At 74.3% G+C, this 25,571-nt stretch carries 25 protein-coding genes; 16 read left to right on the top strand and 9 right to left on the bottom strand.

Annotation, left to right across the window (positions count from 1 at the left end):
- Positions 1-2: 2 nt before the first annotated feature.
- A complete protein-coding gene (locus IG86_RS0106225) occupies positions 3-2,168 on the top strand; it encodes a SpoIIE family protein phosphatase (protein WP_167751140.1) in 2,166 nt (721 codons plus the stop codon).
- Here the strand turns inward: IG86_RS0106225 and IG86_RS0106220 are convergent.
- Together IG86_RS0106220 and IG86_RS0106215 are read right to left on the bottom strand one after the other, a co-directional pair.
- Positions 2,165-3,010 carry a hypothetical protein gene (locus tag IG86_RS0106220; protein ID WP_030818469.1) on the bottom strand — a complete coding sequence of 282 codons (846 nt, stop codon included), beginning with the start codon at positions 3,008-3,010 and terminating at the stop codon, positions 2,165-2,167. The two genes, IG86_RS0106225 and IG86_RS0106220, sit on opposite strands and share 4 nt — an antisense overlap.
- Before the next feature lie 5 nt (positions 3,011-3,015).
- Complete coding sequence (locus IG86_RS0106215) at positions 3,016-4,818, bottom strand: glycoside hydrolase family 15 protein (RefSeq protein WP_030818471.1); 1,803 nt, start codon at positions 4,816-4,818, stop codon at positions 3,016-3,018.
- A 176-nt stretch (positions 4,819-4,994) separates the two neighbouring features.
- On the opposite strand from IG86_RS0106215, the gene IG86_RS0106210 reads away from it, so the two are divergent.
- Positions 4,995-5,630: a VOC family protein gene (locus tag IG86_RS0106210; protein ID WP_030818473.1), complete on the top strand. Its 636-nt coding sequence runs from the start codon at positions 4,995-4,997 to the stop codon at positions 5,628-5,630.
- A 2-nt stretch (positions 5,631-5,632) separates the two neighbouring features.
- On the opposite strand, the gene IG86_RS0106205 is transcribed toward IG86_RS0106210, so the two are convergent.
- Positions 5,633-6,196, bottom strand: coding sequence for a DoxX family protein (locus IG86_RS0106205; protein WP_030895326.1), 564 nt, complete (start codon positions 6,194-6,196; stop codon positions 5,633-5,635).
- Between the two features lie 121 nt (positions 6,197-6,317).
- Here IG86_RS0106205 and IG86_RS0106200 point away from each other — a divergent pair, with 121 nt between their 5' ends.
- Both IG86_RS0106200 and IG86_RS0106195 read left to right on the top strand, forming a co-directional pair.
- Positions 6,318-6,782, top strand: coding sequence for a MarR family winged helix-turn-helix transcriptional regulator (locus IG86_RS0106200; protein ID WP_030653762.1), 465 nt, complete (start codon positions 6,318-6,320; stop codon positions 6,780-6,782).
- Between the two features lie 55 nt (positions 6,783-6,837).
- Entirely contained in the window at positions 6,838-7,146 is a 309-nt protein-coding gene (locus IG86_RS0106195) for a YkvA family protein (RefSeq protein ID WP_030818477.1), read from the top strand.
- A gap of 16 nt (positions 7,147-7,162) precedes the next feature.
- Here the strand turns inward: IG86_RS0106195 and IG86_RS0106190 are convergent, their stop codons facing one another.
- From IG86_RS0106190 to IG86_RS0106180, 3 genes are all read right to left on the bottom strand, one after another.
- Positions 7,163-7,534 (bottom strand): VOC family protein, encoded by a 372-nt coding sequence (locus IG86_RS0106190; RefSeq protein ID WP_030895323.1) that lies wholly within the window; start codon positions 7,532-7,534, stop codon positions 7,163-7,165.
- A gap of 74 nt (positions 7,535-7,608) precedes the next feature.
- Positions 7,609-8,244, bottom strand: a complete 636-nt coding sequence (locus IG86_RS0106185) for an alpha-ketoglutarate-dependent dioxygenase AlkB (protein ID WP_030818482.1) — start codon at positions 8,242-8,244, stop codon at positions 7,609-7,611.
- Positions 8,245-8,289: 45 nt separating this feature from the next.
- Positions 8,290-9,522, bottom strand: a complete 1,233-nt coding sequence (locus IG86_RS0106180) for an MFS transporter (protein ID WP_030895320.1) — start codon at positions 9,520-9,522, stop codon at positions 8,290-8,292.
- A gap of 366 nt (positions 9,523-9,888) precedes the next feature.
- Between IG86_RS0106180 and IG86_RS0106175 the strand changes: the two genes are divergently transcribed.
- The 7 genes from IG86_RS0106175 to IG86_RS0106145 all read left to right on the top strand — a co-directional run bounded on the left by IG86_RS0106175 (position 9,889) and on the right by IG86_RS0106145 (position 16,985).
- Entirely contained in the window at positions 9,889-10,116 is a 228-nt protein-coding gene (locus IG86_RS0106175; RefSeq protein WP_030657740.1) for a CbtB domain-containing protein, read from the top strand.
- 12 nt (positions 10,117-10,128) lie between these two features.
- On the top strand, positions 10,129-10,959 hold the full coding sequence (locus IG86_RS0106170) for a CbtA family protein (protein WP_030818486.1): 831 nt from the start codon (positions 10,129-10,131) through the stop codon (positions 10,957-10,959).
- A gap of 83 nt (positions 10,960-11,042) precedes the next feature.
- On the top strand, positions 11,043-11,393 hold the full coding sequence (locus tag IG86_RS0106165; protein WP_030818488.1) for an ArsR/SmtB family transcription factor: 351 nt from the start codon (positions 11,043-11,045) through the stop codon (positions 11,391-11,393).
- Positions 11,394-11,510: 117 nt separating this feature from the next.
- Positions 11,511-12,914, top strand: coding sequence for an MFS transporter (locus tag IG86_RS0106160; protein ID WP_045936491.1), 1,404 nt, complete (start codon positions 11,511-11,513; stop codon positions 12,912-12,914).
- 52 nt (positions 12,915-12,966) lie between these two features.
- A complete protein-coding gene (locus IG86_RS0106155) occupies positions 12,967-14,397 on the top strand; it encodes a hypothetical protein (protein WP_030895314.1) in 1,431 nt (476 codons plus the stop codon).
- Positions 14,398-14,490: 93 nt separating this feature from the next.
- Positions 14,491-15,732 (top strand): AAA family ATPase, encoded by a 1,242-nt coding sequence (locus tag IG86_RS0106150; RefSeq protein WP_107051815.1) that lies wholly within the window; start codon positions 14,491-14,493, stop codon positions 15,730-15,732.
- Positions 15,729-16,985 (top strand): vWA domain-containing protein, encoded by a 1,257-nt coding sequence (locus tag IG86_RS0106145; RefSeq protein ID WP_030895311.1) that lies wholly within the window; start codon positions 15,729-15,731, stop codon positions 16,983-16,985. Before IG86_RS0106150 ends, IG86_RS0106145 begins: the two co-directional genes overlap by 4 nt.
- Before the next feature lie 7 nt (positions 16,986-16,992).
- On the opposite strand, the gene IG86_RS0106140 is transcribed toward IG86_RS0106145, so the two are convergent.
- A complete protein-coding gene (locus IG86_RS0106140) occupies positions 16,993-18,120 on the bottom strand; it encodes a CPBP family intramembrane glutamic endopeptidase (RefSeq protein ID WP_063761494.1) in 1,128 nt (375 codons plus the stop codon).
- A gap of 62 nt (positions 18,121-18,182) precedes the next feature.
- Positions 18,183-20,120 (bottom strand): PAS domain S-box protein, encoded by a 1,938-nt coding sequence (locus tag IG86_RS40505; protein ID WP_244305789.1) that lies wholly within the window; start codon positions 20,118-20,120, stop codon positions 18,183-18,185.
- Between the two features lie 273 nt (positions 20,121-20,393).
- Between IG86_RS40505 and dhaL the strand changes: the two genes are divergently transcribed.
- Both dhaL and IG86_RS0106125 read left to right on the top strand, forming a co-directional pair.
- Entirely contained in the window at positions 20,394-21,008 is a 615-nt protein-coding gene (gene dhaL / locus IG86_RS0106130; RefSeq protein ID WP_030818500.1) for a dihydroxyacetone kinase subunit DhaL, read from the top strand.
- Positions 21,005-21,442: a PTS-dependent dihydroxyacetone kinase phosphotransferase subunit DhaM gene (locus tag IG86_RS0106125; protein ID WP_051784993.1), complete on the top strand. Its 438-nt coding sequence runs from the start codon at positions 21,005-21,007 to the stop codon at positions 21,440-21,442. The genes dhaL and IG86_RS0106125 overlap by 4 nt, the downstream gene beginning before the upstream one ends.
- A 56-nt stretch (positions 21,443-21,498) precedes the next feature.
- Here the strand turns inward: IG86_RS0106125 and IG86_RS0106120 are convergent, their stop codons facing one another.
- The gene (locus IG86_RS0106120; RefSeq protein ID WP_030818504.1) at positions 21,499-21,888 is read right to left on the bottom strand and encodes an RNA-binding S4 domain-containing protein; all 390 of its coding nucleotides are present in this window, start codon (positions 21,886-21,888) and stop codon (positions 21,499-21,501) included.
- Between the two features lie 146 nt (positions 21,889-22,034).
- Between IG86_RS0106120 and IG86_RS0106115 the strand changes: the two genes are divergently transcribed.
- The 3 genes from IG86_RS0106115 (at position 22,035) to IG86_RS0106105 (ending at position 25,543) form a co-directional block, all read left to right on the top strand.
- A complete protein-coding gene (locus IG86_RS0106115; protein ID WP_030895301.1) occupies positions 22,035-22,430 on the top strand; it encodes a TOBE domain-containing protein in 396 nt (131 codons plus the stop codon).
- Positions 22,431-22,586: 156 nt separating this feature from the next.
- Entirely contained in the window at positions 22,587-23,402 is an 816-nt protein-coding gene (modA, locus tag IG86_RS0106110) for a molybdate ABC transporter substrate-binding protein (protein WP_030895297.1), read from the top strand.
- Between the two features lie 254 nt (positions 23,403-23,656).
- The gene (locus IG86_RS0106105; protein WP_208864249.1) at positions 23,657-25,543 is read left to right on the top strand and encodes an ABC transporter permease; all 1,887 of its coding nucleotides are present in this window, start codon (positions 23,657-23,659) and stop codon (positions 25,541-25,543) included.
- Positions 25,544-25,571 lie beyond the last annotated feature (28 nt).

Raw genomic sequence — 25,571 nt, 5'->3', positions numbered from 1 at the left:
TGATGGCGAGAGCGGACAGCGTCGGCGCCGCCACCGACGCCGTGGTCCAGGCGCTCGCCCGGGCCGCCGTGAGCGCCGTGGAGGCCGTGGGCGGGTACGCGGGCGGGGTCTACCTGCGCTCGCGCTCCGGCGAACTCCTGCAGCTGGCCCTGTTCACGGGGCTGCCGCTGCCGCTGTTCCGGCCGTGGTGGCGGATGCAGGTCAACCGGCCCTTTCCGGTCGCCGAGGCCTACCGCTCGGGGCAGGCCGTACACCTCGCCGACGCCGCGTCGGCCATGAGCCGCTTCCCGCAGCTGGTCGCCGGACTGCCCTTCCCCTTCGCCTCGCTGTACGAGCCGCTGATCGCGGGGGCGGAGCGGTTCGGCGTGCTGCTGGTGCTGCGCCCGGCCACCCCCGGCGTCCCGGTCGGGGCCCGGGACCGCAGGCGGCTCCGGGAGGCCGCGGAGGGGCTGGCGCGCGAGCTGGCGGCGCTGTCGGCGGCCGGGGAGCCGGTGGTGTGGGAAGGCGACCCGGTCACCGTGCCGGCTCCGCCGCCCGAGGCCGAGGCGGGGGCCGGGGGTGCCCGCCGCGCCGTGGACCGGCTCACCCAGGCGGTGCTCTCCCTGGACCGGCAGGGCCGGATCGGCTTCGTCAACATCGCGGCGGAGCACGTGCTGGGCGTCGGCGTCGGGCAACTGCACGGGCGGCTGCTGTGGGAGGCGGTGCCGTGGCTCGGGCACCCCTCGCACGACGACCACTTCCGGGCCGTCTTCATGTCCTCGGAGCCGGTGCACTTCTCCGCCCGCCGCGGCCGGCACCCGCCGGGCGAGTGGCTGTCGGTGGGCCTCTACCCGGCGCCGGACGGCGTGACCGTGACGATCGGCACGGCCGACCCGCCCGCCTACACGCCCACGTCGGCGGCCGATCCCGGCGCGGGCTCGCCGGCCGACCAGGCGTCCGCGCTCTGCCGGCCGGTGGCCCTCGCCATCGCCCTGACGGAGGCGGTCACGGCCCGGCAGGTGTCGGCGGTGGTCACCGAGGAGCTGCTGCCCGCCTTCGGCGGCCGCCAGCTCGCGATCTACCTGCTCGACGAACGGCACCTGCACCTGGCCTGGGAGACCGGTTTCCCCCAGGGGTTCCTGAACCGGTTCGACGGGGTCGCGCTCGACGTCCGGCTGCCGGGTGTGGAGACGCTGACCACGGGCCGGCCGCTGTTCTTCGAGTCGATGCAGCGGCTGGCCGCCGCCTATCCGGGCATTCCGCTGGACGCCGACGTGGGCGCGCGGGCCTTCCTGCCGCTGATCGCCTCCGGCCGTCCGGTCGGCTCGTGCATCCTCGGCTTCGACTCGCCGCGCGGCTTCAGCCCGGAGGAGCGTACGGTGCTGACCGCGCTGGCCGGGCTGATCGCGCAGGCCCTGGCACGGGCCCGGCGTTACGACAGCGAGGCGGCTCTCGCCCACGGGCTCCAGGCGGCGCTGCTGCCGCACCGGCTGCCCGTGCGGCAGCACGTGGACACGGTCGGCCGCTATCTGCCCGGCTCGGCCGGCATGGACGTGGGCGGCGACTGGTACGACGTGGTCGAGACCGGATCGGGCCGGCTGGCCCTCGTCATCGGCGACGTCCAGGGCCACGGTGTGGCCGCCGCCGCGACCATGGGGCAGCTCCGGAGCGCGGTACGGGCCTTCGCGCTCGCCGGCAGCACACCCGAGCAGGTCGTGCGCGGCACCAACCGGCTGCTCATCGACCTCGACCCGGGCCAGTTCGCCAGCTGCTGCTACGTGGTGCTCGACCCGGCGTCGGGCTCCGCCCAGGCGGTCCGGGCCGGGCACCCACAGCCGTTGTTGCGCCGTCCCGACGGCCGGACGGAGGTGCTGGACCTGGCGGGCGGGGTGGTGCTCGGCGTCGACCCGGAAGCCACGTACCCGGTCACGGAGCTCCGGCTGGCGCCGGGCGCGGTGCTCGCCCTGTACACGGACGGGCTGGTGGAGCTGCCCGGCGTCGACATCGACGAGGGGGTGGAGCGGCTGCGGCTGGCGCTGGCGTCGCAGCCGCCGGTTCCGCTGACCGAGACGGCCGACCGGCTGATCGGCAACGCCGCCGACCGGCCGGACGACATCGCCCTGCTGTTGGCGTCCCTCACGGGCGGCTGCGAGCGGGCCGTGACAGCCGGCCCGGGAGCGGACACCTAGGGCCGTTCGAAGGCCTGGAGGATCCCGCCGAGCGAGAAGCACAGGGCGCCGCACAGCGTGCCCCAGTTGGCGATTCCGGAGTTGACCAGGCTGCCGGTGGCGGGCCGGGTGAAGGCGGCCAGGGCCGAGACCATGAACAGCACCGATCCGAACTGGTTCACGGCGACGACCCACCAGCCGAGGCTGCGCGAGCGCAGGCAGGGCCAGGGGCGGTGGCAGATCTCGACGAACGCCAGGTGTCCCGAGAGCAGGAACAGCAGGCATCCGATCACGTCGGGGGTCCAGATCAGCCGGTTGGTCTGCTGGGCGGTGAGGCCCTGGAGGAAGGAGTCCAGGAGGTTGACGCCGAACACGAGCGTCCCGACGAACAGCACGAACGTGCTCAGCCAGTCCAGGCGCATCGGCTCGTACCCCCACCACTTCCAGCGGGCGGTGACCAGCCGGCCGCCGCCCTCCGGGGTGTGCCGGGGCCCGTTGAGCACCTGGAGGAGGGAGACGTAGCCGCCGGTGTTGAAGAACAGGCCTCCCGCGAAGTAGATCGCGGCGCTCTCGGCCGTGTCGCCCCAGCCGAACTGGGCCACAGCGGCGCCGAGGGCGAAGAGGGCTCCGCCGACGAAGAACGCGGCGGAGGCGATGGTGTTGAGGCGTCGCAGTCGGCCGAGGGCCTCGGCATCGGCCGTCGTCGTCCTGGCGGCCGTCTCTCCCGGGCTGCGGACCGCGAGGGTTCCGCGCCTGCGGGCGGGCCGCGACTCCCACACCACCGTGTCGCCTTCGGGGCGCTGCCAGGTGAGCCGGGTGGTGAAGGGTCCTGCGCCTTCGGCGCGCTGCTGGGGCAGTTCCACGGTCGTCAGCCCGCCTCGGTGGTCCGCTTTTCCATGCCGGCCAGGGTGAGTGCGGTGTTCACCAGGCCGACGTGGCTGAACGCCTGTGGGAAGTTGCCGAGTTGGCGCCCGGAGACGGGGTCGTACTCCTCGGCGAGCAGTCCGACGTCGTTGCACACCGTCAGCAGCCGTTCGAAGAGGGCGCGGGCCTCGTCCTCCCGGCCCGTCAGGTGCAGGGCGTCGGCCAGCCAGAACGAGCAGGCGAGGAAGGCGCCTTCGTCGCCGGGCAGTCCGTCGTTGGTGTCGGCGGTGCTGTAGCGGCGGACCAGACCGCTGCGGCCGAGTTCGGCGCGCACGGCGTCGACGGTGCCGGTGACGCGGGGGTCGTCGGGCGGGAGGAACCCGACCCTGGGGATGAGCAGGGTCGCCGCGTCGAGTTCGCGGGAGCCGTAGTACTGGGTGAAGGTGCCCCGCTCTGGGTCGAACCCCTTCTCGCACACGTCCTGGTGGACCGCGTCGCGCATGGCGCGCCAGCGGTCCACCTCGCCGGGCAGCGAGGGGTCGCTCTCCAGGGTCCGCACGGCCCGGTCCGCGGCCACCCAGGCCATCACCTTGGAGTGCACGAAGTGCCGGCGGGGGCCGCGCACCTCCCAGAGGCCCTCGTCGGGGCGGTGCCAGTTCCGTTCCAGGAAGTCCAGGAGCGCGAGCTGGATCCGCCAGGAGTGGGCTTCGGCGGGCAGCCCGAAGGATCTGGCCAGGTGCAGTGAGTCCATGACCTCCCCGTACACGTCGAGCTGGAGCTGGTCGACGGCGGCGTTGCCGACGCGGACGGGTGCGGAGGAGGCGTAGCCGCGCAGCCAGGGCAGTTCGCTCTCGGGGATCCGCCGTTCGCCCCCGATGCCGTACATGATCTGGAGGTCGGCGGGGGCGCCGGCGACCGCGCGCAGGAGCCATTCGCGCCAGGCGCGGGCCTCGTCGAGGAAGCCGGTGGTGAGGAGGGAGCCGAGGGTGAGGGTGGCGTCGCGCAGCCAGCAGTAGCGGTAGTCCCAGTTGCGCACGCCGCCGAGCTCCTCGGGCAGGGAGGTGGTGGCGGCGGCGACGATGCCGCCGGTCGGGGCGTAGGTGAGGGCCTTGAGGGTGATCAGGGAGCGGGTGACCGCTTCCTTGTAGGGGCCGTCGTAGCGGCACTGGGAGGCCCACTCGCGCCAGTCGGAGAGGCTGCACTCCAGGGCCTCGAAGGGGTCGGTGGGTTCGGGGCGCGGGTCGTGCGAGGGGTGCCAGGTCAGGACGAAGGCGACGCGTCGGCCGGCGGTGACGGGGAACTGGGAGCGGGTGCTGTTCTCCTCGCCCCAGGTGCGGACGGGGGGTTCGCTGCGGAACCACGCGGAGTCGGGTCCGGCGACGGCGACCCGGTCGCCGTCGCTGCGGCGCACCCAGGGCACGACGTGGCCGTAGTCGAAGCGCAGGCGCAGGGTGCTGAGCATCCTGACGGTGCCGCTGACGCCCTCGACGATGCGGACGACGTCGGGGGCGACGTCGCGCTGCGGCATGAAGTCGATGACCTTGACGGTGCCGGTCTCGGTCTCCCAGTACGACTCGAGGACCAGTGAGCCGTCGACGTAGGCGCGGCGGGTGCAGCGTTCGCCGTCGGCGGCGCCGAGGGGGGCGATGCGCCAGTGGCCGTTCTCCTCGTCGCCGAGGAGCCTGGCGAAGCAGGCCGCAGAGTCGAAACGCGGCAGGCACAGCCAGTCGATGGACCCGTCGCGACCGACGAGCCCGCTGGTCATGAGGTCGCCGATGAGTGCGTAGTCCTCGATGGGTTGTGTCATTTGAGCGCTCTTCCCCCGAATGTCCGGGGCCAATCAGCTCGGGCCCCGGACACCCCCGGGCGCCCCCGCCGGGATGACGGTGATCGATCCCCTCCACGGCTGAATCCACGGGGGACGGGGCCGGGCGGCGGGCGTGGCGTCGGGATTTGTGCGGGTTGCCGGGTGATGCTGGCGCGGTGCGACTTGATCACGTGTCCTATGCGGTGGCCCGCGACAGCTTCGTCTCGACCGTTCAGTGGATCGGATCGGCCCTCGGCGCCGGGTTCGTCGACGGGGGCGTGCACCCGCGGTTCGGCACCCGCAATTTCGTTCTCCCGCTGAGCGGCGGCACCTACGTCGAGGTCGTCACCACGCTCGACCACCCCGCCGCCGACCGCGCACCCTTCGGCCGGGCGGTCGCGCGCCGCGCCGCCGAGGGCGGCGGCTGGCTCGGTTGGGTGGTCTCCGTCGACGACATCGCCCCGGTCGAGGCCCGCCTCGGCCGCACCGCGGCCGACGGGCACCGCGTCCGCCCCGACGGCTTCGACCTGAGGTGGAAGCAGATCGGCCTGCTGGAACTGCTGGAGGACCCGCAACTGCCCTACTTCCTCCAGTGGTTGGTGCCCGACGAGGAGCGCCCGAGCGCCGATCCGCGGACCTCCACCACCATCCACGGGGTCTCCCTCGCCGGCGACGCCGCCTCCATCGCCGAGTTCCTCGGCGAACCGGCCGACCACCCCCTCGACCAGATCGACGTCACCTGGGTCGAGGACGAGGAACCGGGCCTGGTATCGGTCGAGTTCGCCACCGCCCGCGGCCCGGTCACGATCTGAAACTAGTTGCGCACGAGGAGCATGACGGCCGCGAGGACGACGCCGAGGCCGAGGGCGAGGGCTCCGTGGGCGAGGCGGTGGGCGCGCAGGACGGGGAGGAAGCCGTCGACGGCGTACCGGCCGGGGCCGGTCAGGGCGAGGGCCGCGGCGCCCGCGGTCAGCACGAGTTCGTATTCGATGCCGGCGGGGGCGAAGAAGGCGCCCGTGCCGTGGACGGCGATCGCGTTGACGAGGGTGCCGACGACGGCGGCGCCGGCGAGCGGGGTCAGCAGGCCCGCGGCGAGGCCGAGGCCGCCGAGGGTCTCGGTCAGGCCGGCGAGGACGGCCATGGCGTCGCCGGCGGGGTAGCCGCTGGCGGTGAAGAACTGGCCGGTGCCGCTGATGCCGCCGCCGCCGAACCAGCCGAAGAGCTTCTGGGCGCCGTGTCCGGCCATGGTGAGGCCGAGGACGAGGCGCAGGAGCAGCAGGCCGGTGTCGTGGCCGGGGGTGGAGAGGGCGGCGGGCCGGGACGGCGCTGCGGGCGCGGCCGCCTGCGGCGTCGTGGCGGTGGCGGAGGGGCTGGTCATCGTGGGGGTCCTTCCGGTCGTGCGGCCCGGGGAGGCAGGTGAAGAGTTGTTCAAATTCGAACCGCTGGCCATGGACCCTAGCCGGTGATTCAAATTCGAACAACCCGTGTAGGGTGGGGCCATGGCTGAACCGAGATGGCTGGACGAGCGGGAGATGCGCGCCTGGAGCGGCTTCCTGGCCGCCTCGGCCCTGGTGAACCGGCGCCTCGACCAGCAGCTCAAGGACGACGCGGGGCTCTCGCACCCGCAGTACGAGATCCTCGTACGGCTCGCCGCGGCCCCGGGGCGGGAGCTGCGGATGACCGAGCTGGCCAACGGCCTGATCAACTCCAAGAGCGGGCTGACGTACCAGGTCACCCAGATGGAGAAGGCCGGGCTGGTCCGCCGCCGCAGCTGCCCCTCGGACGTGCGCGGGGTCTTCGCCGTGCTCACCGACGCCGGCAGCGCGAAGCTGGAGGAGGCCGCGCCGGGTCACGTGGCCACGGTCCGGGAGGTCCTGGTCGACGTCCTCACCCCGGCGCAGCTCGACGCGCTCGCCGAGGGGCTGGGCGAGGTCGGGCGCCGCCTGCGCGGGCAGGGCGCCTGAGGGGCTCCGGCCGCCGGGCAGGTATCACCACCCGAAATCGGGGTATAGGGGCGCCATGGACGGAAAGGTCTGGCTCATCGTCGGCACGGTCCTCACGGTGGGGGTCGCGATCGCCGCGGCCGTGCTGTTCGTCCGCGTGCTCAAGGCGCGGCGGCTGCTGACCGACGCGGGCATCCCGCTGCACGACAAGGCCCTGTTCTGGGGCGCCCTGATCTACACCGTCTCCCCCGTGGACCTGATTCCGGACCCGGTGTACCTGGACGACATCGGAATCCTGATGCTGGCGCTGCGCTCCCTGCACGCGGCGGCAGCGGCCGCACGGCCGTCGAAGGAGCCCGGCGTCGACGTAACGACCCGTATCTGAACCGGTCTCCGCCCCCTCAGACGTGCTGGTCGACCAGGACCGGATTGCCGTCCGGGTCGAGCACGAGGAAGCTGCCCGGTCCCGAGCCGGACTCGTCGGCCTCCGTAAGGAACTCCACGCCGCGCGCCTTCAGCTCCCGCTGGAGTTCCCGCACGTCCGTGTAGGAGCCGACGGAGGCCGCGTTCTGGTCCCAGCGCGGGTTGAAGGTCAGCATGTTCTTCTCGAACATGCCCTGGAACAGCCCGATCACGTGGTCGCCGTTCCTGAGGATCAGCCAGTTCTGCGCCGGGTCCCCGCCGAAGGCGGTGAAGCCGAGCTTCTCGTAGAACGCCCTGGAGGCCTCGATGTCCCGCACGGACAGACTCACGGAGAACGCGCCCAGGTCCATGCGCACCAGCGTGAACGTCCGCCGCCGGGGCCGCAACCGCGACGCCGGCTGCGGCCCGGGCTCCGGAGCCGAGGTCAGCGCACGCCCCGGGTGCGGAACTGGATGCTGATGCGGGGCCCGACGGCCCGCGCCGACTTCGGTACCGCGTGTTCCATCGTCCGCTGGCAGGATCCGCCCATGACCACGAGGTCGCCGTGGCCGAGCGGCAGCCGCAGCAGGGTGGCCCCGCCGTCGCGGGGACGGATGGCGAGGTCGCGCGGATCGCCGACGGAGACGATGGCGACCATGGTGTCCTCCGTGGAGGAACGGCCGGTCCGGTCGCCGTGCCAGGCGACGCTGTCCCGGCCGTCGCGGTACAGGCACAGCCCGGCGGTGGTGAACGGTTCGCCCAGCTCGGCGGCGTAGTGGCCGCCCAGCGCATCGCGGGCCTCCACGAGCGAGGGGTGCGGCAGGTCCTCGTCCTCGCCGTAGAAGGCGAGCAGCCGGGGCACCTCCACCTGCCGTTCGTACATCTGACGCCGCTCGGCGCGCCACGGAACGTCGGCGGCCAGGCGCTCGAAGAGCTCGTCGGCGCCGCGCAGCCAGCCGGGCAGGTGGTCGACCCAGGCGCCGGCGCCGAGCTCGGTGCGGCGCAGCCCGTCGAGGGGACCGAGACCGATCTCGTCGCCCTGGTCGAAGAGGGAACCCTGGAGGCCCTGGACCGCGTGCATGGCCCCAGCTTAAACCCATAACCGAACACGTGCACGAATTCCTGGTCAGGGCGCATGTCCGTGGCGCGTACGGCGGGACGGCCGGGTGAGGAGCGTGACGGCGAGGGAGGCCGCGGCGGCGAGTGCCATCGCCGCCGCGGGTCCGAAGCACTGGGCCAGGCCGCCGGCGATCGCGGCGCCCAGGCCCTGCCAGGTCATCCGCCCCGCCGACTCGACCCCCTGGACCTGCCCGCGGATCGCTTCGGGGGTCACTTCCAGGAGCTGTTCCTGGAGGGGCAGGGTGGCGGCGAACCCGGCGCCGGCGAGGAACACCGCGACCGCCAGGACGGGAGCGGGCGGGTGGGCCGCGAAGAGGAGGAAGGGAGCGGCGAGCAGCAGCCGCAGGGCGGAGGCGTGGCGGCGGCGGCCCGCGGCGGTGAGCAGCCTGCCGACGGCCAGGTCGCCGAGGAGCATGCCGGCGGATCCGGCGGCCAGGAAGATGCCGGCGTGGCCGGGGTCGTAGGAGATGAAGAGGGCCTCGCAGCCGACGATCAGGCCGTTGGGGACCCACAGGGCCAGCAGCAGCGCCCGCCTGCGGGGGTGGGAGAACAGCTCGGCGTTGGTCCGCCAGGTCTGCCGCAGGCCCGGTCGGCGGGTGAACCGGACCGAGTGCTCCCGGACGGTGGCCGTGACCACGGCCGCGCCGAGGGCCGTCAGGCAGGCGGCGATGACGAAGACGCCCCGCGGACTCGCGTACCGCAGCAGTACGGCGCCGACGGCGTAGCCGAGGATCGCGGTACCGCCCGAGGTGATGTTCATCAGGGAACGGGCCGGCGCGTAGGCGGACACCGGCACGACCTCGCAGAGCAGCCCGAGCCGCGCGCCCGTCCCCAGGGACTGGAGAAAGCCCAGGAGCAGCAGCAGGGCGAACCGAACGGCCAGCGGCAGTCCGGGTATCGCCTGCGCGGCGACCCCGGTCAGCGAGGCGAGCTGGAGCAGGACGAGGGTCCGGCGCGGACGCCCGCCGTCCGCGACCGACATCAGCGTCAGTGCGCCGAGCACCGTCGCGAAGGTGGCGCCGTACATGCTCACGGCGGTCAGGAAGGGGGAGCCGGTCTGCTCGTCGACGAGCGTGCCGAGCGCGAAGCCCGACAGGGTGCTCGCCGCGACCGTCAGGGTGAAGCCGGCGTACAGGCCGGTGAACTCCCTGTTGCGGAGCAGGCCGAGATAGCCGGTGGAAGCGGGGAGGGGATCGGGTACCGGGGTCGCGGTGGAGGGGGGCGTGGGGTCTGAAGGCATGAAAAAAGCCTCCGGACACGTGCAACGGGGCACGTACGCCGAAGGCCAACACCGGGGATTTTAGCACCACTCCGGGCCCGCTCGCCGCGCGTCGCCGTTCCCCGAAACGTCCCGAAACGGCATTACCGCAGCGTAACCGTGTGATCAGAGACTCACGGTCTTGGCCGCGGGCCCGTCACGCGGTAGCGTCAACGCGACATAAAGACATAGCGACGACGGCGAGACGGAAGCCCGGTGTGAATCCGGCATGGTCGCGCCACTGTGTGCTGTGGTGACTCCCCCGGGGGTTGCCGCGGCGAGTCAGACCCGAGGACCGTCGTCCTGCACCACCGTATGGGACGCGTTGTTCCCCAAGGAGGTTCCATCATGGCCGAGGCCGTCGCTTCCGCTGCCATATCCACCCCCGCCGTCTCGCCGTCGGCTCCGCTGCCCGTGCGCGCCGTCCTGCCCTGGGCGGTCTTCGTCGGTCTCCTGATGCTCGTGGCCCTGTACTTCGTCGGAGCCGAGCAGGGCGCCACCGCCGTGTTCGCCGGCGAGGGCGTGCACGAGTGGGTGCACGACGGCCGCCACCTGCTCGGCTTCCCCTGCCACTGAGAGGCCGCACACATGTACGCCTCTACTGTCAGAGGTCTGCTGGTCCGCGGCATGCTCGCGGGCCTGATCGCCGGACTCTTCGCCTTCGCGGTCGCCTACGTGGTGGGTGAGCCGCCCGTTCGCGGTTCCATCGCCGTGGAGGAGGCCGCCGCCGCCCAGGACGCCGCGAGCGCCCCGAGCGGCCACGCCGGGCACGGTGGTGACGCCGCGTCGGGCGAGGCCGCCGAGGAGGAGGAAGAGCTCGTCAGCCGGCCGGTCCAGTCGACCGTCGGCCTCGCCACCGGCGTGCTGGTCTACGGGGTCGCGCTGGGCGGCATCGCCTCCCTCGCGTTCTCCTTCGCGCTCGGCCGCGTCGGCGGGTTCAGCCCGCGGGCCACGGCCGCGCTCACCGGTGCGGGCGCGTTCGGCCTGGTCTACCTGGTGCCGTTCCTCAAGTACCCGGCCACCCCGCCGGCGGTCGGCAACCCGGACACGATCGGGCAGCGCACCACGCTGTTCTTCCTGATGATCCTGCTGAGCGTGCTGCTCGGCGTCGGCGCGATCATCCTCGGGCGACGGCTGGCACCGCGCCTGGGCAACTGGAACGCGACGCTGACCGCGGCCGGCGGCTTCGTCGTCGCCACCGCCCTGGCGTTCGTGTTCCTGCCGGACAACAGCGACGCGGTCCAGCCCGGTTTCCCCGCCGCCCTGCTGTGGGAGTTCCGGATCGCCTCGCTGGCCGTCCAGCTCGTGCTGTGGACGGTGTTCGCCGTCGTCTTCGGCGTCCTGGCCCAGCGGCTGCTGGCCACGCGCACCGACGACGCGGAAGTGACGGCCCGGCAGCAGGCGCCCGCCCTCGGCTGATTCACCACCACGTCCGCGCACGGGCCCCGCGACCCCCTGGGGGTGGCGGGGCCCGTGCGCATGCGCCCCCATACGATGTACGGATGAGCCGAGGCATGCATCCGGCAGGTGCACAGGGTGCGCAGGAGCGGGGTGACCGACTGGAGGTCGCCGCGTCCGTCCTGGCCCTGCTCGCGGACCGCACGCGCCTGGCGTTGATGGAACGGCTCGGCCGGGGCGAGGCGGACGTCACCACGCTCACCGAGGCGTGCGGGGCGGCCCGGCCCTCCGTCAGCCAGCACCTGGCCAAGCTCCGTCTCGCCGGCCTGGTCACCACCCGCAAGGACGGGCGCCGCGTCGTCTACGCCCTGCGCCACGGGCACCTGCGCCGGCTGGTGGAGGAGGCCGTGAACGTCGCCGACCACCAGATCGGCTCCCTGCCGCCGCACGACTGAGCCCGTCCACCAGTACCGCCGTCCGGTCCGTTCCCCCGCCGAACACGTGCACAGGTGCGCACATGTTGGCTACGCTGGCATCGCGTCATCGATCCGCCGACCGGAACGGGGCCGCCCTTGCCGTCCGTGCTGCGCAACGGGACCTACCGCCGCCTGTTCACCGCCCAGGTCGTCGCCCTGGTCGGCACCGGGCTCGCCACCGTCGCACTGAGCCTGCTCGCCCACGATCTGGCCGGCGACGCCGCCCCGGCGGTCCTCGGCACCGCGCTGGCGATCAAGATGATCGCCTACGTGACCGTGGCTCCCCTGGTCACGGCCGTCGCCGACCGGGTGCCGCGGCGGACCCTCATGGTGGCGACGGACCTCACCCGCGCGGGCGTCGCGGTGGCACTCCCCCTCGTCTCGCAGGTGTGGCACGTCTACGTCCTCGTCTTCCTGCTCCAGGCGGCTTCCGCGGCCTTCACCCCGTCCTTCCAGGCCACGATCCCGCTGGTCCTGCCCGACGAACACGACTACACCCGAGCCCTGTCGATGAGCCGGCTCGCCTACGACCTGGAGAGCCTGTGCAGCCCGGTGCTGGCGGCGGCGCTGCTCACCGTGGTCCCCTACGACCGGCTGTTCGCCGGCACCACCGCCGGCTTCCTCGCCAGCGCCGCGCTCGTCACCGCCACGGCCCTGCCCGGGCCCGCTCCCGCCGGGCGGAGCGGCGGGGTCTACGCCAAGGCCGCCTTCGGGACCCGTCTGTTCCGCGCCACGCCGCGGCTGCGGGCGCTGCTCGCCCTCGACCTGGCGGTCGCCGCCGCCGGAGCCGTGGTCTTCGTGGACACCGTCGCCGCCGTCCGCGACCACCTCGACCGGACGGCCGGCGCGGTGTCCGTCGCCCTCGGCGCGTACGGCGCCGGGTCCGTGCTCGCCGCGCTCGCCCTGCCGCGGCTGCTGCGGCGCTCCACCGACCGCGCGGTGATGCTCTGGGCCGCCTCCGCCCTCCCGCTGGTACTCGCCGCCGTGGCCGTGCTCACCGCGACCGCCCCCGGCCCCTGGTCCTGGCCCGCGCTGCTGGCGGCGTGGGCGGCGATCGGAGCCGCCTGCTCGGCCGTCCTGACCCCCGGGGGCCGCGTGATCCGCCGCTCCACGGCCGAAGCGGACCTGCCCGCCGCCTTCGCCGCCCGCTTCTCCCTCTCCCACGGCTGCTGGCTGCTCACCTACCCACTGGCCGGCTGGCTCGCCCCGTGGGCCGGGCTGCCGCTGACGGCCGCGGTCCTGGGGGCGGTCGCCCTGGCCGCGACCGCAGCCGCCGCGGTGATCTGGCCGGTCCGTGACCCGTACCGGCTGGAACACGTACACCCGGACCTGCCGCCCGGTCACCCGCACCTCGCCGACGCCCGTGCGGCCGGAAGCGGTTGGCTGCACGGCCACCACTACGTCATCGACCAGCACCACCACCGCTGGCCCGGGCGGGACGGCAGGCGCCGGAAAACACCTGGCCGGTCCCGGGCGGGGAAGCTACGATCACCGCGATGACCACTCCTTCCCTTCACGGATCGGAGGTCCCCACCGCGCAAGGTGAGCGCTGATGCTCACTCAGACCGCGAACCGGGACCCCCGCCTCGCCCTCTGGCTCCGCGTACGCGAGTACGCCGTGCCGGCGTCCATGATCGAGACTGCGACCACCCGCCGCCACGTCGGCGACTGGGCCGCGGCGTGCGCCGCCGCAGGCATCGACGTCGATTTCAACCTGCGTTCCCTGGCCCGCTCGCACGGCCGCGACCTCGCGGACCGCATCCGGGCCGATCTGCGCCACCTGGCGCCCGACCTGCTCCGCTGGCACATGCCGCGCATAGCTCCCGACGGGCTGCTGCGCCCGGACCTGACCGTCACCCTGGCCCGGTACGACACCGCCGGCTCCGCGGACGCCGCACCTCCGGTGCACCTCGTGGCCCGTACCCCGCCCGCCTGGGCGGACGGCGGACAGCGGATCAGCCTCGCCCTGTGGGACGGTTCCCGCTCCGGGACCGGGGTCGCCGCCGGTGATCCGCGCCCCGGCTCCCGCCCCGACCGGCGGTTCCGCCTCGACCTGCACCGCCACTTGTGGGACGCGCGCAGGACGGACGAGCTGCGGGTCCGCTCCGGGGCCGACCGGCCGGCCTCCGAGGGCCCGCCCGGACCGGAACCCGGGCCGGAACTCACGCGAACGCTCCCGCCGGAGCACCGCTGCGCCGTCGACCGGTGGGCCGCCGAGGCCGCGATCGTGCTCCGGGCCGAGGGACGGACCACCGGCAGCGTCACCGTCCGGCTCGGGGCCCGGCAGCGGCTGGTCCTGGACCTGGTGGCCGACGGTGACGGGGACGGGCAGGGCGCCGGGACGCCGTCGCTCCGGATCGGGGCCGCCCCCACGGACGGCAGCGCCCGCGCGCTGCCGGTCCTGCCCGACGCGGCCGCGTGGGTGCTCCCCGACCTGGATCTGCTCCGCACCGGCTCCATCGGGGCCGACCGGCTGCACCCGCTGGTCGCCGCCGCCCTGGCACCGGGTCGTGCGCCGGCCGCGCCGGACCGGCCGTCACGGACCGCGGGTCCGGGGCCGGGGCAGCCGCGCCTCGTCGAATGCCGCGGAGCCCGGCACCGCATCGGCCTCGTCGACGGCGTACTGACAGCGCTGGACCACGACCCGGCCGAGGTCCGGCGCGAGGAACTGTTGGCCGGCCTGTCGGGCACCCCGCTGCCCTGCTTCCGGGCCATCGACGCGGCCCACCGCCGACCGGACTGCCTCACCGGCGTCCGCGAACGCCTGGACCACGGAGACGTCGCCGGGGCGCTGGCCGTCGTCGAGGGCCTCCTGGGCCCCGACGCGACTCTACGCCCGGGCCCCCTGCTGGACGAACTGGAGGCGGCCGCCCGACGGCGGATCACCTACGGGCTGTTCCGCGCGGGCCTGGCCGGGCCGGGTCCCGACCGCCTCCCTCCGAAGCCCAGTCGCTCCCGGCACGACCGCCGGGCCGCCGCCTGAGATCCGGCGGACTACGCCGTCGACCGGGACCGCCCGGCCGGGCCCCCTCACCCTTCGTCCTTCACCCTTCACGAACCCCACAGGTGATCACCCATGCCCATGAACACGCCCGTCGCCTCCCAACTGGACCTCGCCGGCGAGCTGCTGGCCCTGCTCCGCGAGACCACCACCGAGCCGCGCCCCGACGACCAGCTGGAAGCCCTCACCCTGGCCGTCGCCGCGGACCTGCCCGTCCTGCTGTGGGGTGAGCCGGGCATCGGCAAGACCGCCGCCCTCACCCAGCTCGCCGCCTCCCTGGACCTGCCGCTCACCACGGTGATCGCCAGCGTGCACGAACCGTCCGACTTCTCCGGACTGCCCGTCGTCGGCGACGACCCCGCGGTGCAGGGCGTCCCCATGGCCCCGCCGGACTGGGCGGTGCGCCTGGTACGGGCCGGGCGCGGGCTGCTCTTCCTCGACGAGCTGTCCACCGCGCCACCCGCCGTACAGGCAGCGCTGCTGCGCCTGGTACTGGAACGGCGGGTCGGCGCCCTGCAACTGCCGCCCGGCGTAAGGATCGTGGCGGCCGCCAACCCGCGGTCCTCGGCGGCCGACGGCTGGGAACTGAGCCCGCCGCTGGCGAACCGGTTCGTCCACCTCCAGTGGACCCACGACCACGATGTCGTCGTACGCGGGCTGGGCGGGACCTGGCCGCGGGCCACCCTGCCGCGCCTCGACGCGCAAGCCCTGCCGGGCGCCGTGGACTTCGCCCGGCGCGCGGTGTGCGAGTTCCTCACCACCCGGCCCCCGCTCGTGCACCGGCTGCCCTCCGGTGAAACGCGGCGCGGGGGCGCCTGGCCGTCGCCCCGCAGCTGGGACATGACGCTGCGTCTGATCGCGTTCGCCACCGCGGCCGGCTCCTCCAGGGAGGTGCTGTCCATGCTGGTCCGGGGAACGGTGGGGGACGGTCCGGCGCTGGAGCTGCTGGCCGCCCTGGACCGGATGGAACTCCCTGACCCCGAGGTGCTGCTGGCCGACCCGGCCGGCGCCGAGCTGCCCGAACGGGGCGACCAGCGCCAGGCCGTCCTCGACGGAATCGTCTCGGCGGTGTGCCGGCGCCCGGAGAAGTCCCGCTGGGACGCGGCGTGGGCGATCATGGTCCGGGCGCTGGAGACGGGGGCGCCGGACCTGGTGGTCGTCCCCGCGACCTCGCTGGCCGCGCTGCGCCGGGAGGAGTGGGACGTGCCGGCCGCGATCGAGCGGCTCGCCGGGGTGGTTGACCTGTCCCGGCGAGCGGATCGGGCGGCGGAGCGGACCGCGGTCCGTACGGGCGTCCCCGCGGGGGCCGGCCGGTGAGCGCCGGGGCGCCGGGGGCGCTGGACCTCGACAAGCTCTACACCGCCCGGCTGCACGCCGCGCGGGTCCGGCCGTACCTCGCGACGGCGCTGTTCGCCCTGCACACCGTGGAGTCGCGGCAGGTGCCGACGATGGCCGTCGACAGGTACTGGCGGGTCTACGTCTCTCCGGGGTTCGTGGACCGGACGCCGGTGGAGGAACTGGCCGGGGTGTGGGTCCACGAGGTGTCGCACCTGCTGCGCGACCACCACGGGCGCGGTGACCGGGCGGCGCGGGTCCAGGGGCTGGAAGGCCCCGGGGCGCGGCTGCGGATGAACATCGCCGCGGACTGCGAGATCAACGACGACGCGTTCGGCGAGGGGCTGGTCCGGCCCGAGGGCGCTGTCACCCCGCAGCACCTGGGGCTGTCCGGGGGCGAGCTGATGGAGGACTACCTGCGCCAGTTCGGGCTCGGGCCGCTGACACAGGGCCTGGTCTGGCTTGACTGCGGCAGCGGCGCCGACGGGATGGAACGCGAGTGGGACCTCGGGCCGGACGGCGCGGACGGACTCGGCGAGCAGGAGCAGGACGCGGTCCGGTTCCGGGTGGCACAGGGCATCAACGGGCGGCCGGGGCACGCCCCGAAGGCATGGAAGCGGTGGGCGGAGGAGGCCTTCCACCCACCGCAGCCGTGGCGGGAGTTGCTGGGAGCGGCGGTGCGCTCGGCGGCCTCCGGCGCGGGCGCCGGCGAGGACTACAGCTACGGCCGGCCCTCCCGGCGCTCGGCCGGGCTGCCCGGTGTCGTCCTGCCGAGCCTGCGGCGCAGGCCGCCGCGGGTCTGCGTGGTGATCGACACCTCCGGGTCGGTCAGCGACGCCGAACTGGGCAGTGCGCTCCTGGAGGTCGCCGCGATCGCGCAGGCCGTGGGCGGCCGCCGCGACCTGGTCACCGTGGTGCCGTGCGACGCGGCGGCACGGGTCGTGCATCCGCTGTGCGAGGGCGAGGGGATCGCGCTGCTGGGCGGTGGCGGTACGGACCTGCGCGCGGGTTTCGCCAAGGCGCTGCGATCGGGGCCCCGACCCGACGTCATCGTGGTCCTGACGGACGGGCAGACGCCCTGGCCCGCCGTAAGCCCGCCCTGCCGGACGGTCGTGGGCCGCTTCGCCCGTCCCAAGACCCCGCGGTGGGACGAGGACGATCCGTACTACCGGCCGGCCCCGACACCGCCCTGGGCCCGGGTGGTCGAGATCGGATCGGCTGCCGCCGGCCGGTGACCCGCTGCTACACGGCCGGTTCCGCACGATCCGCCGGCTCGTCCCGCCCGGCCGGTTCCGCACTCTCGGCCGGTTCCGCACGCCCGGCGGGCCCTCCCGGGCTGAGGCGTCGTACGCCGTGGGTGGTGGCGAGCCTGGCGATCAGCAGGCAGTACGCCGGTGCCGCGACGAGCTCGAGGACGAGTGCCTGCCACGGGGCGTCCGCCGCGTTGCCCGACTCCGCCAGCTGTCCCAGGGCGACGGTGATGCCGTAGGCGGTGACGTTGTTCGCCACGTGCACCGCGATGGCGGCTTCGAGGCCTCCCGTGCGGACGGTCAGCCATCCCCACCACATGGCGGAGTAGAAGAGCAGGGCGAATCCCGACAGCTCGCCCAGCCCGTGGGCGACGGCGAAGAGGGCGGACGCGATGACGATGCCGGGCCAGGGCGATGTGAGGAAGCCGCCGAAGAACTGGGCGAGCCAGCCCCGGAAGACGAACTCCTCGGCGGCTGCCTGGAAGGGGATCAGCGCCCACAGCACGACGAGTCCGAGAGCGAATTGGGACCAGCCGGGGAAGTCGCCCGCGAGGCTCTCCTCGCCGTCGGTGAGGTAGCCCCACAGGGCCAGCCCGCCCATCTGGAGCACGATCAGGGGGAAGGCGACCGCCGAGCAGCGGGCCAGCCAGCCCCAGCGCACCCGCCCCAGGACGGAGGCCACGGTGCCGGCGGGGCGGCTGCCGCACCAGCGGACGGCGAGCATCACGACGAGTATGCCGGCGGCTATGGAGAGCAGGGAGAGCGCCTCGTCGGCGAGCGGGTCCCCCAGGATCCGCTCGCCGTCCTCCGCGAAGTCCAGGCCCAGCACGTACCAGACGACGGCGCCGCACGCGATCACCAGCAGCGGTGCGACCAGGTTCCCGACGAGGACGAGGAGGAACTCCCCGACGCGCTGCGGGGTCTTCTGGCGACCGTTGCGGGCCTGCTCGTGGTAGGCGCTTCCGGCCGGCGCGGCCTCCGTGGGCGGCTGCTGCACGGTGGGCGCGCCGAACGGCGGACCGCCCTGGGCGGTGGGCGGCCGGCCCTGGGCCGGGGCCGGCCATTGCGGAGCGCTTCCGGCCGGCGCGGCCCAGACGTTCGGCGGGGGCGTATCTGACACAGCGGGACCCTTTCCGTCACGGCCGTTCACACGCCCATTCGATCACGTGATCGGCCGGCGGTTCAGTCGGATTGCGTGGGGGGTTCCGCCGGGGTCCGGCCGGGGGCGGGCAGGGGGCGCGGGTCGGTACGGGGGGCGGGCAGGGGCAGGGAGAACCAGACGGCCTTGCCCTCGGCCGTCGGGAGGGTTCCCCAGGAGGAGGCGAGGGAGTCGACGAGGAGCAGACCGCGGCCTGATTCCGCGTCGGGTTCGGCGAAGCGGGCCTGCGGCAGGACCGGACTGCCGTCGCAGACCTCGACGCTGAGTTCGCGGCCTGCCTGGCGCAGTCGCAGGCGGACGGGACCGCGGCTGTGGTTCACGGCGTTGGAGAGCAGCTCGGAGGTGAGCAGGCAGGCGGTCTCGCGGAGGTGTTCCTCGTCCCTGCCCCACTGGGCCAGGGTGGAGCGAAGGAACCGCCGCCCGGCACCGACGCTGCTCGGGTCCGCGGCGAGGAGCATGCTCTGCGAGGTCACCGGCGTGTCGGGAATGCGGACGAGCAGGAGGGTGACGTCGTCGGGGTTGTCGTCGGCGTCGGGCAGCAGTTCGGCCAGCAGCCGGTCGGCGGCCGCCTCCAGGCCGTCCGTCGTCGTGACGGCCTTCTCCAACGCCGCGGCGAGACCGTCCACTTGGCCCTCGATGTCGCTGTCGGGCGTCTCGACCAGGCCGTCCGTGTAGAGGGCGAGGACCGAGCCGGGCTCCACGCTGTGCCGGGTCTCGTGGTGGGGCACCTCCCCCACCCCCAGCGGCACGCTCACCTCGACGGGCAGCCGGGTGACCTCGCCGCCCGGGGTGACGAGGAGGACCGGCAGGTGTCCTGCGGAGCACATGGTGATCTCGGCCGCGTCGGCGTCGACGACCAGGTAGCAGCAGGTGACGAACTGGTCCGGCAGTTCGCTGACGACCGCGTCCAGGGCGCGCATGAGCTGCCAGGGCGGCATCCCCGTCTTGGCCAGTGCGTGGGAGGCGGACCGGAGCTGGCCCATGACGGCGGCGGCGTCCAGGCCGCGCCCCATCACGTCGCCGACCATCACGCCGACCCGGCCGCCCCCCAGCGGGATGAGGTCGAACCAGTCGCCGCCCACCCCGGCCCCCTGCCGGGCCGGGAAGTACCGGCTCGCCGTGGGCATCCCCGGTACGTCCGGCGGGGATCCCATGAGGCTGCGCTGGAGGGTGAGCGCGACGTGGCGCTGCTGCTCGTAGAGCCGCGCGAGCATCTCCTCGGCGGACTTGCGTTCGGTGACGTCGCGGATGGCCGCGGAGACCAGGGTGCCGTCGGGGGTCTCCAGCGGGCTCAGGCTGATCTCGACCGGGAACTCGCCGCCGTCGCGGCGCAGGCCGTACAGCTCCAGACCCGCGCCCATGGGGCGGGCCCTGCGGTTGACGACGTAGCCGTGCCGGAAGTCGGAGTGGTGCCCGCGGAACCGTTCCGGGACGAGCACCTCGACCTGTCTTCCCAGCAGGTCCTCCCGGGCGTATCCGAAGAGGGCCTCGGTCTGCGCGTTGACGAGCTGGATCGCGCCCTGCTCGTCGACGATCACCATCGCGTCCGGCGCCGCCTCCAGCAGCGCCCGGAAGCGCTCCTCGGCGGCCCTGCGCTCGCTCACGTCGCGCACGGCCGCCGAGATCAGCAGGCCCTCCGGGGTCTCCAGCGGGCTCAGGCTGATCTCCACGGGGAACTCGCGCCCGTCCCGGCGCAGGCCGTAGAGCTCCAGGCCCGCTCCCATCGGCCGGACCTGGCGGCTGGCGGCGTAGCCTAGCCGGTGGTCCGGGTGGTGCCCGCGGAACCGCTCGGGCACGAGGACCTCGATGTGCCGGCCCAGGAGTTCCCGGCGGGGGTAGCCGAACAGGGTTTCGGTCTGCGCGTTCACCAGCCGGATCACCCCGGCGTCGTCCACGATCACCATCGCGTCCGGTGCCGCTTCCAGCAGAGCCCTGAAAGGCTCTTCAGTCGTCGCTGCCACGCTGCGCCTCGCACTCGTCGAATCCCGCAGAAGCAGACATCCGACCACGTGGCTGAATCTCGCGCTTCCGGTTGACCGCATGCGGCGCCAATTGACCGATTCTGCGCGCCGGGCGCCCCCGGGTCCGGCGGGGGCCGGCGCGGTCGGAGCGGGGCCGACGCGCCCGTACGGACGCCGCGGGCCCGGCATGATCGGCACGGCACGCCCTCACGGCCGCGCTGATCTATGGTGGCGGGAGGACCGGCCAGGGCGGACGCGAGGCGAGGAGATCCGGTGCGTGACGCAGAGTTCTTCCGGAGCTGGATGGCGGCCACCGCGGCCGCCGTGGAGCGTGAGGCGGACCGGCTCACCGAACTCGACTCCCCCATCGGGGACGCCGACCACGGGAGCAATCTGCTGCGGGGTTTCACGGCGGTGCGCACCGCCTTGGACGCGGAGACCCCGGCGGCGCCGGGCGCGGTGCTCCAGCTCGCCGGGCGGACGCTGATCTCGACGGTCGGCGGCGCGTCGGGACCGCTGTACGGGATGCTGCTGCGGCGGACCGGCAAGGAGCTCGGGGAGGCGTCCGAGGTGTCCGACGCCGAGCTGCGCGAGGCCCTGGACAAGGGGGTCGGCGCGGTGGCACAGCTGGGCGGTGCGGCGCCGGGCGACAAGACGATGCTGGACGCGCTGCTGCCGGGCGTGGCCGCGCTCGGCACCTCGTACCGGGCGGCGGCCCAGGCGGCGCAGGACGGGGCCCTCGCCACCGTACCGATGCAGGCGCGCAAGGGGCGGGCCAGCTACCTGGGCGAGCGGAGCATCGGGCACCAGGATCCGGGCGCGACCTCGTCGGCGCTGCTGCTGGGAGCGCTCGCGGACGTGGCGGAGCGGGCGGAGGGCGCACGGTGACGGCCGGACGTGGAGACGGGGACGCGGCCGCGCAGCAGGCCCTGGTCGGGGTCGTACTGGTCTCGCACAGCGCTCAGGTCGCCGAGTCGGTGGCGGAGCTGGCGCGGGGCCTGGCGGCGGGCGGGCCGGTGGCGCCGGTGGCCGCGGCGGGCGGCACGTCCGCCGGCGGGCTCGGCACGAGCGCGGAGCTGGTCGTCGCGGCGGCCCGGGAGGTGGACCGGGGTGCCGGGGTCGCGCTGCTGGCGGACCTGGGCAGCTCGGTGCTGACGGTGAAGGCGCTGCTGCTGGAGGACGAACTGCCGCCCGGTTCACGGCTGGTGGACGCCCCGTTCGTCGAGGGCGCGGTGGCGGCGGTGGTCGCCGCGTCGGCGGGTGCCCCGCTGGCACAGGTCGCGGAGGCCGCCGCCGAGGCGTACGCGTACCGCAAGGCCTGAGGTCCCGGGCGGGCGGCGGCAGCCGTCCCGGCCCGGGCCTCGCGGTCGCGGCCGGGTCAGCGTCCGCGCAGCGACTGCATCTCGCGGCGGTCGCGCTTGGTGGGGCGTCCCGTGCCCCGGTCGCGGATGCCGACGACCGCGGCCTCCACGGGGGTCGGCGGCGGCGGGCTCTTGTCGATCAGGCACTCGGCGGCGACCGGCGGGCCCACCCGCTTGGACACGGGCCGCTTGACGACGACGATCCGCTCGCGACCCGCGTGGAAGAGCCGCACCTCGTCGCCCGCGCGGATCGACTGCGCCGGCTTGGCCCGTTCCCCGTTGACCTTCACATGGCCCGCCCGGCAGGCCGTCGCCGCGATCGAGCGGGTCTTGGTCAGACGCACGGACCAGATCCACGCGTCGACCCGCACCGTGCCCGTTTCCGTTCCCGATACCTCATCAGCCATGCCCCGACTCTAGCGAGCCGGGCCGAAAAGGACGGAACGACTTTTCCGGCAGCTTTTGGCGGATGCACCAATGACCCTGGCACCTACCATGGCGATCCCCCCAAGAGAATTGCAAATGCGCCACGCGTGGACCTACCTTGTCGCACATGCAGTCCTACACCATCGGACAGGCAGCGCGACTGCTGGGCGTCAGCCCGGACACCGCGCGGCGCTGGGCCGACGCCGGCCGGGTCGTGACCCATCGCGACGAGGTCGGCCGGCGGCTGATCAACGGCCGTGACCTGGCCACCTTCTCCGTGGAGGTGGGCCAGGGCGCCCACACCGAGGACGGGGAGCCGTACACCTCGGCGCGCAACGCCTTCCCCGGCATCGTCACGGCCGTCCGGCTCGGCGACGTGTCCGCCCAGGTCGACATCCAGGCGGGTCCCCACCGCCTGGTCTCCCTGCTCACCCGCGAGGCCGTCGAAGAACTCGGGCTGGAGGTCGGCATGCGGGCCACCGCCCGCGTGAAGTCGACGAGCGTGCACGTCGACCGCGCCTGAACCACAGGCGACGTCCGCCGCGGCCCGCCCGAGGCCCCGCACCACCGCTCAGCATCACTGCACCGTCCCCACCCGCTCCGCCCGTCACCGGCGCGGGTCACCACCGCGCGGATCCGGCACCGGCCGGCCGCCGACCCGACCGAGGAGCCTGCGCTCATGTCCCCGACCCTGACCCGCCGCCGCACCGTCGCCGCCGCCGCCCTGTCCGCCGCCCTGCTCGCCGGGCTGACCGCCTGCGGCAGCGGCGACGACAAGCCCGCCGCCTCCGGCACCGGCTCCGCCGCACCGTCGGCCTCCGCCGCGCCGCAGGCGAACCTCACCGTCCTGGCCGCCTCCTCCCTCACCGACGTCTTCAAGACCGCGGGTGCGGCGTACGAGAAGGCCCACCCCGGCACGAAGGTCACCTTCTCCTTCGCCGGTTCGCAGGAGCTCGCGGCGCAGGTCAAGCAGGGCGCCCCGGCCGACGCACTGGTCACTGCCGACACGAAGACCATGGACGGGCTGAAGTCCGAGACCGGCGACCCCAGGATCATCGCGAAGAACCGCCTGGTCATCGCGGCCGGCAAGGGCAACCCCTTCAAGATCGACGAGCTGAAGGACCTCGCCGACACCAAGCTCAAGGTGGTGCTCGCCGCGCCCGAGGTGCCGGTCGGCCGCTACAGCAAGCAGATCCTCGACGCCCAGAAGGTCGAGGTGAAGCCGGTCTCCCAGGAGCCCAACGTCCGTGCCGTCCTGGGCAAGGTCGAGATGGGTGAGGCCGACGCCGGCCTCGTCTACGAGACGGACTCCGCCAAGTCGGGCGACAAGGTCGTCACCGTGGAGATCCCGGACGAGCAGAACGCCGTGGCCTCCTACCCGGCCGCCACGCTGAAGCAGTCCAAGAACACCGCGGCCGCAGCCGCGTTCGTGGCGTGGCTGAGCACCCCGGAGGCGCAGAAGATCCTCCAGGAGGCGGGCTTCCAGCAGCCGTAGCCGGCGCCGCTCCCCCGCGGTGACCGAAGGGGCTGTCCGGTCCGGGGGGACGGGCAGCCCCTTCGGCGTGCCCGCGCGCACCCGCGTCCCGGCGGCCCCCGCATACGCTTCCCCCTTGCGCCCCTGCCCGAGCGCCCCGCCCCGTCCGGCCTCGCCGGCCCCAGCCAGGAAGTCCCGTGAGCAGACTCCGTACCCGCACCCGGCCCCCGGTGGCCCTGGCGCTGCCCGCGCTGCTCGCCGTCGCGTTCCTGCTGATGCCGCTGATCGGGATCCTCGTCCGTACTCCGTGGGGCGACCTCGGCGAGCACCTCGGCAGCCCCGGCGTGGTCGAGGCCCTGAAGCTCTCCCTCCTGGTGTCCCTGTGGGCGCTGGGCCTCTCCCTCGTCCTCGGCGTGCCCCTGGCCTGGCTGCTGGCCCGCGTGGAGTTCAAGGGCAAGGCCCTGGTCCGCTCGCTGGTGCTGCTGCCCATGGTGCTGCCGCCGACCGTGGGCGGTGTCGCCCTGCTCCTCGGCTTCGGCCGGCGCGGACTGCTGGGGCCCTGGCTGGAGGAATCCTTCGGGATCACCCTGCCGTTCCACACCTCGGGGGCCGTCGTCGCGGCGACCTTCGTCGCGATGCCGTTCCTGGTCATCAGCCTGGAAGGGGCCCTCGGCGGTCTCAAGCACAGCTACGAGGAGACGGCGGCCTCGCTCGGCGCCTCGCCGGTCCGGGTGTTCTTCACCGTGACCCTGCCCATGGTGGCGCCCGGTCTGGTCGCCGGCGCCGCCCTCACCTGGGCCCGTGCGCTGGGCGAGTTCGGCGCGACCATCACCTTCGCCGGGAACCTGCCCGGCACCACCCAGACCCTGCCGCTCCAGGTGTACCTGCTGCTCCAGGACCAGCCCGAGGCGGCCACCTCGGTCTCCCTGCTGCTGCTGGCGATCGCCATGGCGGTACTGATCGCGCTGCGCGGCCGCTGGACGGGCACCCCGATCGACCGCGGGGCGGTCACGACGCCGCAGCCCGCCCCGGAAGAGGCCCCGGCCCCCGGCCCCGGCCCCGCCCCGGGGCCGGGCGAGGAGCCGGGCGCGGCCGACGCCGCGCCCGCGCAGTCCGCGCGGGCGGGGCACTGGCCGCTGCACGCCACCGTCACCGGCTTCAACCGCCTCACCCTCGAAGCCGAACCGGGCACCACGATCGCCGTCGTCGGCGAGAACGGCGCCGGCAAGACGACCCTGCTGCGCGCCCTGCTCGGCCTCACCCCGCGAGCCCATGCCGACCTGCGGCTCGGCGACGCCGACGTCACCGCCCTGCCCCCGCACAAGCGGCAGGTGGCCTGGGTCCCGCAGGACGGCGCCCTGTTCCCGCACCTGAGCGCGCTGGCGAACACCGCGTACGGACTGCGCGCCCGCCGCGTGCCGCGCGCCGACGCCCGCCGCGATGCTCAGGCCTGGCTGGACCGGCTGGGCGTGGGGCACCTCGCGCAGCGCAGGCCGTCCCAGCTCTCCGGCGGCCAGGCCCAGCGGGTCGCGCTCGCGCGCGCCCTGGCGGCCCGCCCGCGGCTCCTGCTGCTGGACGAGCCGCTCGCCGCCCTCGACCAGACCACGCGGGCCCACGTCCGGCACACCCTGCGCACGCACCTGGCCGGCTTCGGCGGGGTCTGCCTCATCGTCACCCACGACCCCGTCGAGGCGGTGTCGCTGGCCGACCGGGTCCTCGTACTGGCCGACGGCCGGGCCCTGCAGGACGCGCCGCCCGCCGAGGTCTCCCGGCACCCGCGCTCCCCGTGGGTGGCCCGGATGCTGGGTCGCAACGCCTGGCCGGGCATCGCCTCCGCGGACGGCCTCGCCCTCGCGGCGGGCGGCCGCCTGGTGGTCGCCGAGGCCCTGCCCGAAGGGGCCCAGGCCCTGGCGATCATCGCCCCGGAGGCGGTGTCGGTCCACCGGGACCGCCCGGGCGGCAGCCCCCGCAACGTGTGGCGGGGCACCGTCCGGGAGATCACCGCTGTGGGCAGCCGGCTGCGCGTGCTGATCGCGTCGCCCCACGCACCCGACCTGGTCGCCGAGATCACCCCGGACGCGGCCGCCGAACTGGGCCTGGCCGACGGATCCGAGGTGTGGACGAGCGTGAAGGCCACCGAGGTCACGCTGGTGCGCCTGTAGCGTCGCGCCGTTCGCCGTGCCGGCCCCC

The organism is Streptomyces virginiae, from assembly GCF_000720455.1.
Classification (GTDB): domain Bacteria; phylum Actinomycetota; class Actinomycetes; order Streptomycetales; family Streptomycetaceae; genus Streptomyces; species Streptomyces virginiae.
The sequence above is the reverse complement of the archived record's forward strand: the minus strand, read 5'-3'. Positions and strand labels throughout refer to the sequence as shown.